Below are 16073 nucleotides of genomic sequence, written 5' to 3' on the forward strand. Positions count from 1 at the left end.
CCAGTTCTACCGGGGCTCCGCTCCTCATGTCCGGCGAAACCGCTGCCTACGGCCCCCTGGACAACCCCGCCCGAGCCATAACTTCACGGCCTTGCCACTAGTCCAGGGCCACTTCCCAGGAGACGGCGACCCGCTCCTGGCCGAGGCCGCCGTCCTCCGCGAACGGCTGGGGCGCGAGCCGGGGCCACAGCAGCACCGCGTCGGACAGCGGGTCCCCGGAGGCGACGCCGAGGGTGAACGGGCTGTCGGTGATCCGGGCCGCGGGGAGTTCTCCGGGTGGCGCCACCGGCGCGCCCTCGCGAGGCCGGTACGGGCCGGACCGCCCGGCCGATCCAGGCGCTGCACGGGCGGAGTCCACGACGGCCGGACGGTCCTCCGACACCCCGGCCGAACAAGACAAGCGCATAACCCCGCAAAGACGGAATATGGGGCAAAGGTGTGGGAAACCGGATGACGCCGCTGGACGACGCGCTTGTGGAGGTCGGTATGAACCAGGAGACATCACGCTCGTCCGGACTTCCGCAGCCGTTGCGGGCCGTTGCCTCGGGCCTGCGGCACCTGCCGGGTGCGGAGCAGGTGGGCAAGGTGGCCACGGACGCGCTGGACAGGATCGGCGCGGTCTCGCCGCGCGGCCGCCGGATGGCCGTCTACGCCGGCGCAGGGGTGCTCGGCGTGGCCGGAGTCGTGGAGTGGCCGGTGGCGGTGACCGGCGCGGCCGTGGCCTGGCTGACCCGGCCGCGCCCCGGACAGGGGCCCGACGGCGCGTCACCGAACGGCGGCACACACTCCGCCGGGGCCGGGGCCGGGGCCGGGGCCGGGGCCGGGGCCGGGGCCGGGGCCGACCGCCCCGCCCGGACGGGCCGCGACGACGAGGACACCTCCGCGCACGGCCCGGGCGGCAGACTCAACCCCTCCCACCACCGCCGCGAGCAGTCGGAACAGCACGTCCACGAACAGCCCGCCAAGGTCGGCGACACCGCCACCGCCTCCGCGCTGAAGCAGGTCGCCGAGGCCACCGCCCACCACGGCGAGGAGCAGCCCCACGGGCACGCACGCGACAGCCACCCCACTGGCTGAGTCAGGACGACAGCACATGCTCGCACTCTTCGACGTCACCCCGCTCGCCGGTGCCGTGGCCGGGGCGGCCGCAGGCGCCGCCCGCAGCGCCGCCCGGTCGGTGACGTCCGCCTACGACACCACGCGCCGCGTCCGCAACGTCGCGCGCAACGCCCTGACCGGCGGAGAGCACTGGAAGGCCGGGCAGCGCCTCCACCTCGCGCTGCGGCACCCCGACGGCGAGGTCGGGGCCCTCGCCCGCCAGGTCGCCGAGGAACTGGTCGAGCACCCGGACGTGCTCACGGCGTACTGGGACGGCGGACTGTCCCGCCTGGTGGTCACCATGGCCGAGGACGCCGTCACCGACCGCGTCACCGAGCGGGCCACCGAGCTCGCCACCCGTTTCGGCCTGGCCGAGGGAGCCGACCCCACCGCCCGCGACACCAGCCACCCCGGGGACCCCACCGAGGTGCGCGTCACCGCGGCGGCGATCCTGATGGACGCCGCGGGAACGGCCGGTGCCCTGGCCGGCCGGTCCCTGCGGCTGCCGCCCTCCTCGCGGATCATCACCGCCACCGTCACGCTGCTGCGCGAGAACCCCCGCTTCCGGGCCCTGCTCCGGCAGCGGTTCGGCGCGTCCGGCATGGAACTCGTCCTCGCCGCGGCCAACGCCGCCGCCCACGGCATCGGCCAGACCCCGCTCGCCCTCGTGCTCGACGGCATCCTGCGCGGCAACCAGCTCACCGAAGCCGTGGCCAGGGCCGCGGCCTTCGAGACGCTGCACGACGACGTCTGCCACCACCGGCGCACCAGCCTGCCCTGCCCCGTGAACACCCGGCCGCCACTCAAGGTGACCCCCGCCGCGGAGTACGCCTCCCACGCCAGCACCGGCAGCATCGCCGGCGCCGCCGCCACCCTCCTCGTCACGCACCACGCGAGGGACGCGGCCGAAGCGGTCCTCGCCGGATCCCCGAAGGCGGCCCGGTACGGCCCCGCCGCCTTCGGCGCGACCCTCGGCACCTACCTCGCCCACGCCGGGATCCTCCTGCGCAACGGGGAGCGCCTGCGGCAACTGGAGATCGCCGACGCCCTGGTCCTGCACGCCGACGCCCTGCGCAGCCTGCGGCCCGACGACACCGACGAGGGCCTGCCCGACGACCCGGTCCACCCCTTCGCCGAAGCCGTGCTGGACGCCGCTCGCAGGGCCGGACTGCACGTCGTGATCGCGGGCGGCTCCGACCTGAAGGACATCACCCGCCTCGCCGACGAGATCGCCCCGAGCGCCAAGCCGTTCGGAGAGGTCGTACGGGCCCTCCAGGACGAGGGGCACGTCGTCGTGACCGTCGCCCGCCTGAACGAGTCCGGCGACGGGCACGTCGCGGCCGGGCTGCCCGCCGGTGACGTGGCCATCGCCCTCGCCGACGGGCGTGCGGCCCTCTCCTGGGGCGTCGACGTGCTGGCACCGGGCGGCCTCGCCGACGTGTGGCGGCTGCTCACGGCGATTCCCGCGGCCCGGCGCGTCGGACGCCGCTCGCAGACCCTGGCCCGCGCCGGCGCGGCCCTCTCCGGTCTCCTCGTCGCCCGCGGCGGGCAGCCCCCGGGCCGTCACCTCCTGTGGCCCCTCACCCGGCACGCGCCCGTCAACATCGCCGCCGCGGGCGCCCTGCTCACCGGCTGGCTCGAAGCCGTCCAGGTGGCCCGGGCGACCCCGCCGCCACCCCGGCTGCACATCCCCTGGCACGCCCTGGAACCCCACGAGGCCCGCGACCGGCTCGGGCGCGCCGACCGCGACGGCGAGCCCCGCGGACTCGCCCTGCTCGCCGACCGCTCCAAGCAGCAGGCCGCCCGCCTGACCCGGCACCCGGCCGTCGCCCCCGCCCGCTGGACGTGGCAGGCGGCCGGTGCCGTGCGCCGCGAACTCGACGACCCGCTCACGCCCGTCCTCGCCACCGGAGCCGTCGCCTCCGCCCTGCTCGGTTCGGTCGTCGACGCGCTGCTCGTCGTCGGCGCCATGGACCTCAACGCGGTGACCGGCGGACTCCAGCGGCTGCGCGCCGAACAGGCCCTGGCCCGGCTCGCCGCCCGGCAGCAGCCCAAGGCCCGCAAGCAGAACGGCCCCGCCCGCACGGTCACCGTCGACGCCGCCCGGCTGCGCCCCGGGGACGAGATCAGCCTCGGCGCCGGCGACGTCGTCCCCGCCGACGCCCGGCTGCTGGACGTCGACGGCCTGGAGGTCGACGAGTCGGCGCTCACCGGCGAGTCCCTGCCGGTGACCAAATCCGTCGACGCCACCCCCGGCCTGCCGGTGGCCCAGCGCACCTGCATGGTCTTCGAGGGCACCACCGTCGTGGCCGGACGGGCCACCGCCCTCGTCGTGGACACCGGCGACCAGACCGAGGCGGGCCGGGCCGTCACCCTCGCCGCCCGCACCCCGCCCCCCGCCGGCGTCCAGGCCCGGCTCCAGGAACTCACCCGCAAGGCCCTGCCGGTCACCTTCACCGGCGGCGCGGCCGTGACCGGGCTGTCCCTGCTGCGCGGCAGCCCCGTCCGGCGCGCCGTCAGCGGTGGTGTCGCGGTCGCCGTCGCCGCCGTCCCCGAGGGGCTGCCGCTCGTCGCCACCGTCGCGCAGATGGCGGCGGCCCGCCGGCTGTCCCGCCGCGGCGTCCTGGTCCGCACCCCGCGCACCCTGGAGGCGCTGGGCCGGGTCGACACCGTCTGCTTCGACAAGACCGGCACCCTCACCGAGAACAAGCTGCGCCTGGTCCGCGCCGCCACCGCCGACGGCACCGTCCTCGCCACGGACGATGAGCAGGCCGACCCGATCGTGCGGCTGGCCGCGCGCGCCTGCCCGCAGGAGGAGACGGGGCAGGGCCGCAAAGTCGCGCACGCCACCGACGAGGCCGTCCTCGACGTCGCCCCGCCCGACCAGGGCTGGGCCCCCACCGGCGAACTGCCCTTCGAGACCCGCCGCGGCTACGCCGCCGCAGTCGGCCGGGACGGCGACCCGGACATGGGTGAACTCCTCGTCGTCAAGGGCGCCCCCGAGACGATCCTGCCCGCCTGCCGCGACCTTCCCGGCCACGCCTGGGACACCGCCCACGAGCTGGCCGGGCAGGGACTGCGCGTCCTCGCCGTCGCCCGCCGCGCCTGCCGGGCCGACGACGCCGGGGCCGAACTCGACCTGCCGCTCGCGGACCTGGAGTTCAGCGGCTTCGTCGCCCTCGCCGACGTGCCGCGCGACACCTCGCACGCCCTGCTCGCGGAACTGCGCCGCTCCGGCATCCTGCCCGTCATGCTCACCGGCGATCACCCGGAGACCGCCCGCGCCATCGCCCTGCAACTGGGCTGGCCGGAGGAGACCGAGGCGGTGACCGGCGACGAACTCGTCGCCATGGAACGCCGCGAACGCGTCCGGGTCCTGCGCGGAGCGGGTGTCATCGTCCGGGTCGCCCCCGAGCAGAAGCTGCACGTCGTCGAGGCCCTGCAACAGGCCGGGCGGGTCGTGGCGATGGCCGGCGACGGTGCCAACGACGCCGCCGCCATCCGCGCCGCCGACGTAGGGGTCGGCGTGGAGTCCCGCGGCTCCGCAGCCGCCCGCAACGCAGCCGACCTCGTGCTCACCACCGGCGACCTGTCGGTCCTGGTGGACGCGGTCGCCGAGGGCCGTGCCCTGTGGCGCAGCGTCGCCGACGCGGTGAGCATCCTCATCGGCGGCAACGCAGGCGAGGTCGGCTTCAGCGTCCTCGGCACCCTGCTCGCCGGCGCCTCACCCCTGTCGACCCGTCAGCTGCTGCTGGTCAACCTGCTCACCGACATGTTCCCGGCCATGGCCGTGGCCGTCACGCCGAGCAGCGACCCCTCGACCGCCGAGCACGCCGCGAACGGCCCGATGGGCCTCGACGTCCTGGGCGCGCCCCTGCTGCGTTCCATCCGCCGCCGCGGCATCACCACCTGCTTCGGCGCGGTCGCGGCGTACCTCATCGGGCGCCTCACCCCCGGCACCGAACGCCGGTCCACCACCATGGCCCTGTGCGGCGTGGTCGGCGCCCAGCTCGTCCAGACCCTGTCCGGACGGCGCCACAGCACCCTGGTGTGGGTCACGGCCCTCGGCTCCGCCGCGGTCCTCGCCGCCCTCGTCCAGACCCCCGGCGTCAGCCACTTCTTCGGCTGCACCCCGCTCGGCCCCGTCGCCTGGGCGGGCGTCGCCCTGGCCATCGCCCTGTCGGCCCTGGCCCCCCGCCTGGAGCGCCTCGGCGCCGTCCACACCCTCTACGACGCCGCGGCACGGCTCGCCCTGCGCCTGGGCGACCTGAGCGGGCAGGCCCGGCAGCTCCTCCGCAGCGGCATCGCCGCCCCCGTGGCATAGCGGGCGGGCACAGCGGGAGGCCGCCACCCCATGCCGGGGTGGCGGCCTCCTCACACCTGGTCAGACCTTGCCGCGCCAGGCGCCCGTCTCCGCTGCGCGGGCCTCCATGAACTCCTTGAACCGTGCCAGATCACCGGAGACCTGCCGCTTCACGAACCCGAGCTTGTCGCCGACGGTCTCGGCCACACCACTGGGGTCGAAGTCCATCTGCAGCATGACCTTGGTCGTGTCGTCCTTGATCCGATGGAACGTCACCACACCGGCCTGCCGCGCCTCGCCGCCCACGGTGGTCCAGGCGACGCGCTCGTCCGGGACCTGCTCGGTGATCTCCGCGTCGAACTCCCGCGCCTGGCCGCCGACCTTCGTCACCCAGTGCGTGAGGGTGTCGGTGCGCTGCTCGATGCGCTCGACACCGTCCATGAACTGGGGGAAGGACTCGAACTGCGTCCACTGGTTGTACGCGGTGTGCACCGGCACGCGGACCTCGATGGATTCCTCTACCTGCGACAAGGCGATGCCTCCCTCTCTCGAACGTGAGCGAAGGACGGGTACCTGATCTTGCGCCGCTCACTCATCGTCATCGCAACTTGTCTCACCAGGTGTCTTTTCCGCTGTCGCTGGTACCCGGCCCCGAACTGCGGAACGGGAGGTGATCGCCATGACGGACACGCACCGCACGGGCCCCGCCGCTCCCCGCTCGGGGAGCGGCGGGCGGCCGGGGACGAGCCGGTGGGCGAGCTGGTGCAACGGGCCACCGAGCAACTGACCGACCCGGTACGCGGCGAGATGCCGCTCGCCCAGGCCGAGACGACCGAGAAGGGCCAGCGCTTCGGCAAGGGCGGCGGCCTGTTCGGCGGAGCCGGCGTACTCGGCTCCGTCACCACACGCGGTGACGGAGCCCGGGCTTGCGTGACGGGTGTCCGGACGGCAAGGTCGGGTGCCGTGGCCACCTTGCTGATCGTCCATCACACGCCCTCGCCGAACTGCCAGGCGATGTTCGAAGCCGTCGTCTCCGGGGCGACGGACCCCGACATCGAGGGCGTCCGGGTGGTCCGCGTGCCCGCGCTGTCCGCCACCGCCTCCGACGTCCTCGCCGCCGACGGCTTCCTCCTCGGCACTCCCGCGAACCTCGGCTACATGTCCGGCGCCCTGAAGCACTTCTTCGACCAGGTCTACTACCCGTGCCTGGACGCCACGCGCGGACGCCCCTTCGGCTACTGGGTGCACGGCGGCAACGACGTCACCGGCGCGGTGCGCGGAATCGAGTCGGTCACCACGGGCCTCGGCTGGCGCCGCACCGCCGAGGCCGTCACCGTGACCGGCGAGCCGGACAAGGGCGACCTCGAACGGTGTTGGGACCTGGGCGCGACGGTCGCCGCCGGGCTCATGGGCTGACCCGGCCGACCGGGTCAGGTCTCTTCCAGCCGGCGCCGGTCCTGCTCGTCCCACGCCCGGGTGTCACGCGGCTGGGTGTACGGCTCGGCCTCGGGCGGATGCCCACCGGCGATGGCCCGCTGCCGCACCGTCTCCGCGTCGAACTCCAGACCCAGCAGGATCGCCAGATTGGTGATCCACAGCCAGATGAGGAAGACGATGACACCGGCCATGGTGCCGTAGGTCTTGTTGTACGAGGCGAAGTTGGCCACGTAGACCGCGAAGCCGGCGGAGGCGGCCATCCAGATCAGCAGGGCCAGGAAACTGCCCGGAGTGATCCAGCGGAACCCCTTCACCTTGGCGTTCGGCGCCGCCCAGTACAGGATCGCGATCATGCTCACGACCAACAGGACCAGGACGGGCCACTTGGCGATCGACCACACCGTCAACGCGGTGTCGCCGATCCCCAGGGCGTCCCCGGCCTGCTGCGCCAGCCCGCCCGAGAACACCACGATCAGCGCGCTGATGACGGCCATCACCAGCAGCACGACCGTGACGCCCACCCTCATCGGCAGCAGCTTCCACACCGGCCGGCCCTCCGGCATGTCGTACACGGCGTTGGCGGAGCGGATGAACGCCCCGACATAGCCGGACGCCGACCACACGGCCAGCACCAGACCGACGATCGCCATCAGCGAGCCGATGCCGGCGTTGCCCTGCAACTGGTCGACGGCCCGGGTGATGATGTCACCCGCCGAGCCGGGCACGAGCTCGCGGACGTTCTCGGTGACCTTGTCCGTGGTCGACCCGCCGGTGAGGCCCAGCATCGACACCAGCACCAGCAGCGCCGGGAACATCGCGAGCACGCCGTAGTACGTCAGCGCGGCCGCCCGGTCGGTCAGTTCGTCGTCCTTGAACTCCCGCAGGCTGCCCTTCAGTACCGCGCCCCACGACTTCCGGGGCATCTCGGCCAGCGAGTCCGGCGCCGCACGCTCCACCTCGGGGCCCGGTCCGGGCTCCTCGGAAGCGGGGGTGGGGGCGTCATGGCGTTCAGCCTGGGGAGACTCCCGGTGAACCGCCTCGGGAGACTCCCTGCGGTCCGCCTCGGGCCCGGTGTCCGGGCTCTGCGGAGGTGGGGCCTCGGCCTCGTCGTGCTCTTTACGTCCCGGAATATGCAGCTTCATCATGTGAGACGGGTAACCCCAGGCCGGGCCCTTAAGCCGCGCTCGTTCGAGCCGGAGTCCTCCGCTGCTCCGAAAGAGGTTGAGGGAGCGCTCCCACGCCCGGCACGATGCAGCCATGACCACATCGCCCGCCATCCGTCCGTACCGCCCCGAAGACCGTCCCGCCCTCGACGACGTCTGCATCCGCACCGCGCACCACGGCGAGGACAGCCGCCCCCACTACGCGGACCCGGGCATCTTCCCGGTGACCTTCGCCGCGCCGTACGTACATCTGGAGCCGGAGCCGGCCTTCGTGCTGGACGACGGGCACGGGCGGGCGGTCGGCTACATCCTCGGCGCGGCCGACACCCCGCGCTTCGCCGAGGCCTTCCGTGCGACATGGCTGCCCATGGTCGCCGACCGCTACCCGGAGCCTCCCCGGCCGCCGCGCACCCCGGACGAGGTGATGGCGGGGCTGCTGCACCACCCCGAACGGATGGTGCTGCCCGAACTGGCGGCCCATCCCGCGCATCTGCACATCGACCTGCTTCCCGGCTGGCAGGGCCGCGGTCACGGACGCCGCCTGATGCAAACGCTCCTGGGGGCCCTCCAGGACAGGGGCGTGCAGGCCGTCCACCTCTCCATGGCGACCGCCAACACCCGGGCCAGGGCCTTCTACGACCGGATGGGCTTCGAGGAGATCGACGTCCCCGAGCCGGGCGAGGCCACCCACCTCGGGCGCGCCACGAAGGAACCCGACCGGCTCTGACCGATACGGAAGTGGTGCGATTCGAACATTGCCGACTCGTGTCAGCGGGTGCAGCCTGAGTGGGTGGGAGCGCTCCCACATCGAAACATGATCGACAGCGCGACTGAAGCGCATGACACCCCCACACCTGAAAGAGAGAGATCATGAAGTGTCATGGTCATGGCAGAAATCCCCCCATCTCAGGTCCCGACCGGCACTCGCCCTGAGCGTCCTGGTCGCCGCACTGCTCAGCCTGATCCCCTGGAGCGGCACCGCCGTCGCCCACGGCTCGGTCGTCGACCCGGCTTCCCGCAACTACGGCTGCTGGCTGCGCTGGGGGAGTGACTTCCAGAACCCCGAGACGGCCCGGCTCGACCCCATGTGCTGGCAGGCGTGGCAGGACAACCCCAACGCCATGTGGAACTGGAACGGCCTGTACCGCAACGGCTCCGGCGGCAACTTCCCCGCAGCCGTTCCCGACGGCCAGCTGTGCAGCGGCGGCCGGACCGAGGGCGGCCGGTACAACTCCCTCGACGCGGTCGGCGCCTGGAAGACCACGGACATCACCGGCGACTTCACGGTGAAGCTCCAGGACCAGGCCAGCCACGGCGCCGACTACTTCCTGGTCTACGTCACCCGGCAGGGCTTCGACCCCACCACCCGGCCGCTGACCTGGAACGACCTCCAGCTCGTCAAGCGCACCGGCAGGTACGCGCCCAGCCAGAACTACGAGATCCCCGTGAGTACTTCGGGACTCAGCGGCCGGCACGTCGTCTACACGATCTGGCAGGCCTCGCACATGGACCAGACCTACTTCCTGTGCAGTGACGTGAACTTCCGCTGACCTGCGCCTCCCCGCCGGGCGGCACCGCCCGGCGGGGCCCGGGCCGGTGCGGGATTCATGAGAGTTCTCCGAAAGTTTTCGAGCCGAGTGAACACACCGGTGCTCCCGTACGTATGGGGCGAGGGGATTTTCATGCCCGGCACGCCACAAGCGCAGGAGAGCACCCTTGGGACGCAATACGCGAAGACGCCCTACCGGCCCACGACGCGCGACCTTCGCCGCATTCGCACTGATCCTGGGCGGAGGCGGCCTGATGGCCGCGAACGTCTACGCCTCCGCCACGGACGGAGGTTCGGGCGGCGACTCCGCCGAGACGCGGTCCGGCACGGGGGTTCGGACCGCGGGCGCGACGATCGACTGCCCGGACGTCGGCAGCAAGCTGACCTCGGTCCCCGAACAGGCGCGAGGGGAGGTCGACAAGGAACTCGCCCTCCTCGACGAGCAGATAGCCAAGGCCTATCAGCGGCTGAGCGAATCCGCCCAGCAGGTGCAGCAGGACCCCGGCTTCGCCGACAACGCGGTCGTGAACCCGTTGAAGGAGAAGCGGGCCGCGACCCTCGAGCGCATCGCGATCGCCATCGACCGCGTCGGGGACCGCCCCGAAGGACTCGAGGCCCTCGCCGCCTGCACCGTCGAGGACGGCAACGAGGCACCCGCGCAGGGCGAAGGCCAGGACGGCGGTGACGAACAGCCCGCCGAGGAGCAGGGCCAGGCCGGCCAGGGCCAGGGCGCCAACGGCGGGCAGGCGGGCAACGGCCCCGTCGCCGCCGACTTCGCGGACATCAAGAGCGTCCAGCCCAACGCGAACGACAAGGGCGCTGTGTCCGGCGGTTCCTTCGCCACGAGTTGCGGTGTGAACGAGAACGGCCTGTTCAACTCCGACAACATCATCGCCGCCCCGGGCGTGACCAACGGCGCCCACCACTTCCACGACTACGTCGGCAACCAGTCCAACAACGCCTTCGCCAGCGACCAGGACCTCGCGAAGGCCGAGACCAGCTGCGCCGACCAGGGCGACAAGTCGTCCTACTACTGGCCCGTCGTGCGCCTGCAGAACGGTGCCCAGGAGCAGGACGCCCAGAAGCCGGGCGGCGGCATCGAGGGCAACGCCGGCGAGATCGTCACGCCGAAGCAGGTCACGCTGACGTTCCTCGGCAACCCGCGCGAGAAGGTCACGGCCATGCCGCGGCTGCTGCGCATCATCACCGGCGACGCCAAGTCCTTCGTGAACGGCCCCGCCAACGCCAACGCCTCGTGGAGCTGCACCGGTTTCGAGGACCGGCAGCTGAAGGACAAGTACCCGCTGTGCCCGCAGGGCAGCGACGTCGTACGGACCTTCAGGTTCCAGAGCTGCTGGGACGGCCGCAACATCGACAGCGCCAACCACCGCACCCACGTGGCGTTCGCGGACGCCGCCGGCAACTGCCCGTCCGGCTTCCGCCCCATCCCGCAGCTCGTCCAGCGCATCGTCTACGACATCGACGCGCCGAGCCTACAGGACGGCGGCCGTACGACACCTCTCTTCGCGGTCGACTCCTTCCCGGAGCAGCTGCACAAGCCGGTCACGGACCACGGCGACTTCATCAACATCTTCGACGAGGATCTGATGGGTGAGATGGTCGACTGCATCAACGACGGCCGTAAGTGCGGAGCGGGAGCGGACGGCGGACAGGACCCGGCACCGGGCGAGGAGCCCCAGGAGGAGCCGACCAAGAAGCCGGAGGCCCCCCAGGAGGAGCCGACCAAGACCCCCGAGGCTCCTCAGGAGGAACCGACGAAGGCGCCGGCGGCCCCGCAGGAGGAGCCGACCAGGACCCCCGACGCCCCGCAGAACGGGAACGGCGGCGGCAAGCCCGGTGACCAGGGCGACGACGGTGACGACGGCAAGGGCGGGGCCGCGAAGCCCCCGGCGGACGAGCCGGACCCCGAGCCGGAGCCCGGCGACGCGTCCACGGCTCCCGGTGGCGCCCAGCCTGAGGTGAAGGCGACGGCCTCCGCCGACGGCGGCAACGCCGCCGAGCAGGGCGGCGGTTCGAAGGACGGCGACGACGAGGACGCCGACGGCCTCGGTGACTCCCAGGCCGTCGGCCAGGCGACCAGTGCCGCCCCGACCCCGTCGGTCCCGTCCCGGACGGAGCCGCAGGCGGTCGGCCAGGGCGGCCTGGCCGACACCGGCGCCCAGCTCTGGCCGGCCGCGGCGGGTGCCGTGCTGGTCATCGCGGGCTTCGTCGTCCTCCGCCGGGTGAGGCGCAGCCACATGTGAGGCGACTGGACATCACGCCCCGGCGTGAGGCGGTGACGGCGGCGGGATCCCACCGGATCCCGCCGCCGTTCCGCGTGTCCGGCCAGGGGCGCACACCGGCACCCTTCGACCGCCGCCGACCCACCCACCCTCTAGCGTGGCCCCATGAACCTCACCTGGAACGGCGCACGCGGCGGAGGGACGGCGTGACGCCGTGGGAGATGGCCGCCGTGTTCGCCGCCGGCGCGGGCGCCGGGGCCGTCAACGCCGTCGTCGGCTCGGGTACGCTGATCACCTTTCCGGTCCTGCTCGCCACCGGCATGCCCCCGGTCACGGCCACGGTGTCCAACGGCCTGGGCCTGGTCCCCGGTTCCATCACCGCGGCCGTCGGCTACCGCGAGGAACTGCGCGGCCAGCGGCGGCGCGTCCTGCTGCTCGGCATCGGCGCCGTGCTGGGAGGCCTCGCGGGCGCCGTGCTGCTGCTGACGCTGCCCGCGTCGGCGTTCGAACGGATCGTGCCGGTCCTGGTGGGCCTCGCCCTCGTCCTGGTCGCGTGCCAGCCCTGGATCGCGAAGAGGGTGCGCCGCCGTCGCGAGACGGGGAGCAGCCCCGTGCGCCGCGACGGCGGACCCCTGCTGTTCACCGGGCTGACGCTGGCCAGCGTCTACGGCGGCTACTTCTCCGCCGCGCAGGGCATCATCTACGTCTCCCTGATGGGCATGCTGCTCGACGAGACGCTGCAGCGGCTCAACGCAGTGAAGAACGTGCTCGCCGCCGTCGTCAACACCGTCGCCGCCGTGCTGTTCCTGTTCTTCGCCCACTTCGACTGGACGGCCGTCCTGCTCATCGCCGCCGGATCAGCGCTCGGCGGCCTCGTCGGAGCCAGAACGGGACGCCGTTTCAGCCCGGCCGTGCTGCGCACGCTGATCGTGTCGGTCGGCACCGTCGCCCTCGTCCACCTGGTGCTCCGCTGACCTCCGGCCCCGTCAGGAAGCGGGGCGCGCCTCGGCCTTCGACCCCTCGGCGTCGATGTGCGGCAGCACCCGGTCCAGCCACCGCGGCATCCACCAGGCGTGCCGCCCGAGCAGCGTCATCACGGCCGGCACCATGAGCAGCCGCACGACGGTCGCGTCGATGAGCACGCTGACGGCCAGCCCCAGCCCCAGCATCTTGACCACGATGTTGTTGCTGAGGAGGAACGCCGCGAACACGCTCACCATGATCAGGGCGGCACAGGTGATGACGCGGGCCGTGATCTCCAGGGCGTGCGCGACCGACCCCTTGGCGTCCCCGGTGCGGAGCCAGGCCTCGTGGACACGCGACAGCAGGAAGATCTCGTAGTCCATGCTGAGGCCGAAGACGATGGCGAACATCATCATCGGCACGTAGCTCTCGATGGGCACCTTGCCGTGGACCCCGAGAGCGGGACCGCCCCAGCCCCATTGGAAGACCGCGACGACCACGCCGTACGACGCGGCGATCGAGAGCACGTTCAGGACGGCCGCCTTGACGGCGACGAGCACCCCCCGGAACACGGCCAGGATGATCAGGAACGCCAGACCCACCACGACGGCGATGATCACGGGCAGCTGGGAGGCGACGATGTCACGGAAGTCGACCTGTGTCGCCGTCGTACCGGTGACGTACCCTTTGGCGTCCGTGCCCCGGACCACGTCCGGCAGCGTGTCGTCGACGAGACGGTTGGTCAGGTCCGTGGTCGTGGCGTTCTGCGGGGACACGGTCGAGTAGACCGTGCCGATCAGGAGGTCGCCGTCCTGCGTTGGCGTCAGAGGAGTGACGACGGCGGCCCCTTGGACCTTGTCGACCGACTGCTGGGCCTTCGAAGCCAAGTCGGAGCGCTGCGACTGAGGCACGTTCGTCTGGTCGATGACGACCGTGAGCGGGCCGTTCGAGCCGGGCCCGAAGGCATCGGCCATCAGGTCGAAGGCCCGTCGGTCGGTGAAGGAGGTCGGGTCGGCGCCGTCGCCGATGTGCCCGAGCTGGATGGAGAACAACGGGATCGCGAGGACCACGACCACGGCGACACCCGCCGACAGGAACGACAGCGGTCTGCGCTCCACCCGCTGCGCGTACCGGTGCCAGGTGCCCTGCGGCGTGTCCCCCGCCCCGGCTTCGGTCTCGGCGATGGGCGTGCGCACGTGGAAGCGGTCGATGTGCCGGCCGATGAGGCCGAGCAGGGCCGGCACCAGGGTGAGCGCGCCGACGACGGCCGAGACGACGGTGACGGCGGCGGCGACACCGAGCAGGGAGATGAAGGAGACCCCGGACGCGGACAGGCCCGCCAGCGCGATGATCACCGTGCAGCCCGAGACGAGAACGGCATGGCCGCTGGTGCTCGCTGCCTGACCCGCGGCCCGCACCGGGTCCATGCCGTCGATGAGGTTCTGCCGGTGCCGGGTGAGCATGAACAGGGCGTAGTCGATGCCGACACCGAGGCCGATCATCGTGGCCAGGGTCGGTGAGACCGTCGCGAAGGTGAAGGCCGCCGCCAGCAGCCCGAGGATGGCGAGCCCGCCGACGACGCTGATCAGCGCGCTCAGCAGCGGGACGACGGCGGCGATCACGCTCCCGAACCCGACCAGCAGCACGATGACCGCCACGCCGAAACCGATCAGCTCGCTCACCCGGTCGTCGGCGGACGGCCGGGCGAGCTCGCCGAGCGGCCCGCCGTACTCGACCTGCGCCCCGGCCGAACGCAACGGCTGCACCGCGGTGTCGACGCCGTTGAGGTAGTCGTCGCCGAGTGTCGAGGGCTGCACGTTGAAACGGACGGTGATGTAGGCAGTCTTCTTGTCGTCCGACAGCGGTCCCACGTTCTGCTGACCGCTCGGCGTGCCCGGGGCGGTCAGCGGGTTCTGGGCCGACAGCACGTGCGGGAGCTTCTCCAGGTCGGCGACCGTGGTCGACATCTGGGAGCTCAGCGCGGTCAGGGGCTGCTGGTCGTCGCGCATCACGATCTGGCTGCTGTAGCCGCCGGCCTGGGGATCGTGCGCCTTCAGCACGTCCAGCCCCTTCTGGGCCTGCGCCTGGGGCAGGCTGAAGTTGTCGGAGTACTCCCCTCCGAATTCACGGCTGACGACCTGCAGCGCCACCAGTGCCACCAGCCAGGCGATGATGACGACGACGAAGTGACGTGCGCACCACTCGCCCAGCCGCCGCAGCACACCTCCGCGCGCGTCCTTCCGGTCCCCTTCACCCCTGCGGCTGTGCGGCATGGACGTCGTCTCCTGTGTCGGCCGGGAGGTCAATGCCGTCCATTAGATGCGCGCGGGATCACTCCGGACCTCCAGGCACGCGGACGCCGCGGTACTCAGGGCGTCCGTTCCCCCGAAAGGCCCGTTCCCGTGAACGGCGCTCGCCTCCCGTGTGCCTCAGCACCCCCGACCCGAGCGCCACCCCGAGCCCGACCAGCGCGCTGCCCGCCGCCTGCGGGAGTCCGTAGGAGCCCGTGCCGACGAGCGGTGCGGTGCACGCCGCCGCGACCGGGATGAGGCCGGAGAACAGAGTGGCGCGTTCCGCGCCGATGCGCTGCATGCCCATGTACCAGCACACGAAGCCGACCACGGTGACCACCACCGCCTGCCACAGCAGGGCGGCCGTCTCGACGCCGTCGGGCCGCCGCAGCCACCCGCCCCCGTCGATCAGCAGCCCGATCGCCGCCGACTCCAGTGCGGCGACGGCGCACACCGCGGCCGACAGCAGCCTGGGCCCGAGCGGCCGCAGCACGGGGACCGCGAGCACGGCGAACCCGACCTCCCCGGCCAGGGCGCAGACCGAGAAGGCGATGCCCGCGCCGTCCGTACGCCCCCAGCCCTGGACCGTGAACGCGCCGACGGCCACGAGCAACGCCCCGTACAGCACCGTCCGTTGCGGCCCGCGCCCGTCCAGGAGGGGGACGAGCACGGCGACGACCACCGGCGCACAGCCCACGAACACGCCGGGCACCGCCGGTTCCGCCGTGCGCTCGGCGGCGAGGACGGCCAGGTTGAACCCGACCATGCCGACCGCCGCGAGCAGGGCGAGACGGCCCCACTGGCGGGGTGTCACGGCCCGCAGCCGGTCGACGGCGCCCTTCCCGGCCGCCGGGAGCAGTAACAGACAGGCCAGTCCGTAGCGCAGGAACTGGCCGCCGGCGTACGGGTAGTCGCCCAGGAGGCTGTTGGCGGTGAAGGACCCTCCGACGAGGACGCAGGCGAGCGCGGCGAGCAGGGCTCCGCGCGTGGTGGTGGCGTTCATGGGGGCGACGCTAGGCAACCGGG

General features: G+C 72.7%; 11 protein-coding genes and 1 pseudogene. 7 read left to right on the forward strand and 5 right to left on the reverse strand.

The features are described 5' to 3' along the window. Positions 1–100: 100 nt before the first annotated feature. A pseudogene (locus HDC93_RS39025) lies at positions 101–304 on the reverse strand (PhoD-like phosphatase N-terminal domain-containing protein); the annotation flags it as partial. A 146-nt stretch (positions 305–450) separates the two neighbouring features. Here HDC93_RS39025 and HDC93_RS35115 point away from each other — a divergent pair. Further along, a complete protein-coding gene (locus HDC93_RS35115) occupies positions 451–1077 on the forward strand; it encodes a hypothetical protein (protein ID WP_260419947.1) in 627 nt (208 codons plus the stop codon). Between the two features lie 16 nt (positions 1078–1093). Continuing rightward, positions 1094–5422, forward strand: coding sequence for a cation-translocating P-type ATPase (locus tag HDC93_RS35120; protein ID WP_185014877.1), 4329 nt, complete (start codon positions 1094–1096; stop codon positions 5420–5422). Between the two features lie 60 nt (positions 5423–5482). Here the strand turns inward: HDC93_RS35120 and HDC93_RS35125 are convergent, their stop codons facing one another. After that, the gene (locus tag HDC93_RS35125; RefSeq protein ID WP_185014878.1) at positions 5483–5932 is read right to left on the reverse strand and encodes an SRPBCC family protein; all 450 of its coding nucleotides are present in this window, start codon (positions 5930–5932) and stop codon (positions 5483–5485) included. 432 nt (positions 5933–6364) lie between these two features. Between HDC93_RS35125 and HDC93_RS35130 the strand changes: the two genes are divergently transcribed. Further along, positions 6365–6817 (forward strand): flavodoxin family protein, encoded by a 453-nt coding sequence (locus HDC93_RS35130; protein ID WP_398987646.1) that lies wholly within the window; start codon positions 6365–6367, stop codon positions 6815–6817. Between the two features lie 14 nt (positions 6818–6831). Here the strand turns inward: HDC93_RS35130 and HDC93_RS35135 are convergent, their stop codons facing one another. Further along, a complete protein-coding gene (locus HDC93_RS35135) occupies positions 6832–7980 on the reverse strand; it encodes a YihY/virulence factor BrkB family protein (RefSeq protein ID WP_185014915.1) in 1149 nt (382 codons plus the stop codon). A 115-nt stretch (positions 7981–8095) separates the two neighbouring features. Between HDC93_RS35135 and HDC93_RS35140 the strand changes: the two genes are divergently transcribed. The 4 genes from HDC93_RS35140 to HDC93_RS35155 all read left to right on the forward strand — a co-directional run bounded on the left by HDC93_RS35140 (position 8096) and on the right by HDC93_RS35155 (position 12767). Next, the gene (locus HDC93_RS35140) at positions 8096–8728 is read left to right on the forward strand and encodes an N-acetyltransferase (RefSeq protein WP_185014879.1); all 633 of its coding nucleotides are present in this window, start codon (positions 8096–8098) and stop codon (positions 8726–8728) included. 148 nt (positions 8729–8876) lie between these two features. Further along, positions 8877–9551 carry a lytic polysaccharide monooxygenase gene (locus HDC93_RS35145; protein ID WP_311774714.1) on the forward strand — a complete coding sequence of 225 codons (675 nt, stop codon included), beginning with the start codon at positions 8877–8879 and terminating at the stop codon, positions 9549–9551. Positions 9552–9804: 253 nt separating this feature from the next. Beyond that, a complete protein-coding gene (locus tag HDC93_RS35150; RefSeq protein WP_185014881.1) occupies positions 9805–11814 on the forward strand; it encodes a DUF1996 domain-containing protein in 2010 nt (669 codons plus the stop codon). Between the two features lie 185 nt (positions 11815–11999). Then, positions 12000–12767, forward strand: a complete 768-nt coding sequence (locus HDC93_RS35155) for a sulfite exporter TauE/SafE family protein (RefSeq protein WP_185014882.1) — start codon at positions 12000–12002, stop codon at positions 12765–12767. A 12-nt stretch (positions 12768–12779) separates the two neighbouring features. Here HDC93_RS35155 and HDC93_RS35160 read toward each other — a convergent pair whose 3' ends face one another. Both HDC93_RS35160 and HDC93_RS35165 read right to left on the reverse strand, forming a co-directional pair. Next, entirely contained in the window at positions 12780–15029 is a 2250-nt protein-coding gene (locus tag HDC93_RS35160; RefSeq protein WP_185014883.1) for an MMPL family transporter, read from the reverse strand. A gap of 58 nt (positions 15030–15087) precedes the next feature. Next, positions 15088–16050: an EamA family transporter gene (locus HDC93_RS35165; RefSeq protein WP_185014884.1), complete on the reverse strand. Its 963-nt coding sequence runs from the start codon at positions 16048–16050 to the stop codon at positions 15088–15090. Between the last annotated feature and the right edge of the window lie 23 nt (positions 16051–16073).

The sequence above is a fragment of the Streptomyces sp. AK010 genome (assembly GCF_014207295.1).
GTDB lineage: Bacteria > Actinomycetota > Actinomycetes > Streptomycetales > Streptomycetaceae > Streptomyces > Streptomyces massasporeus.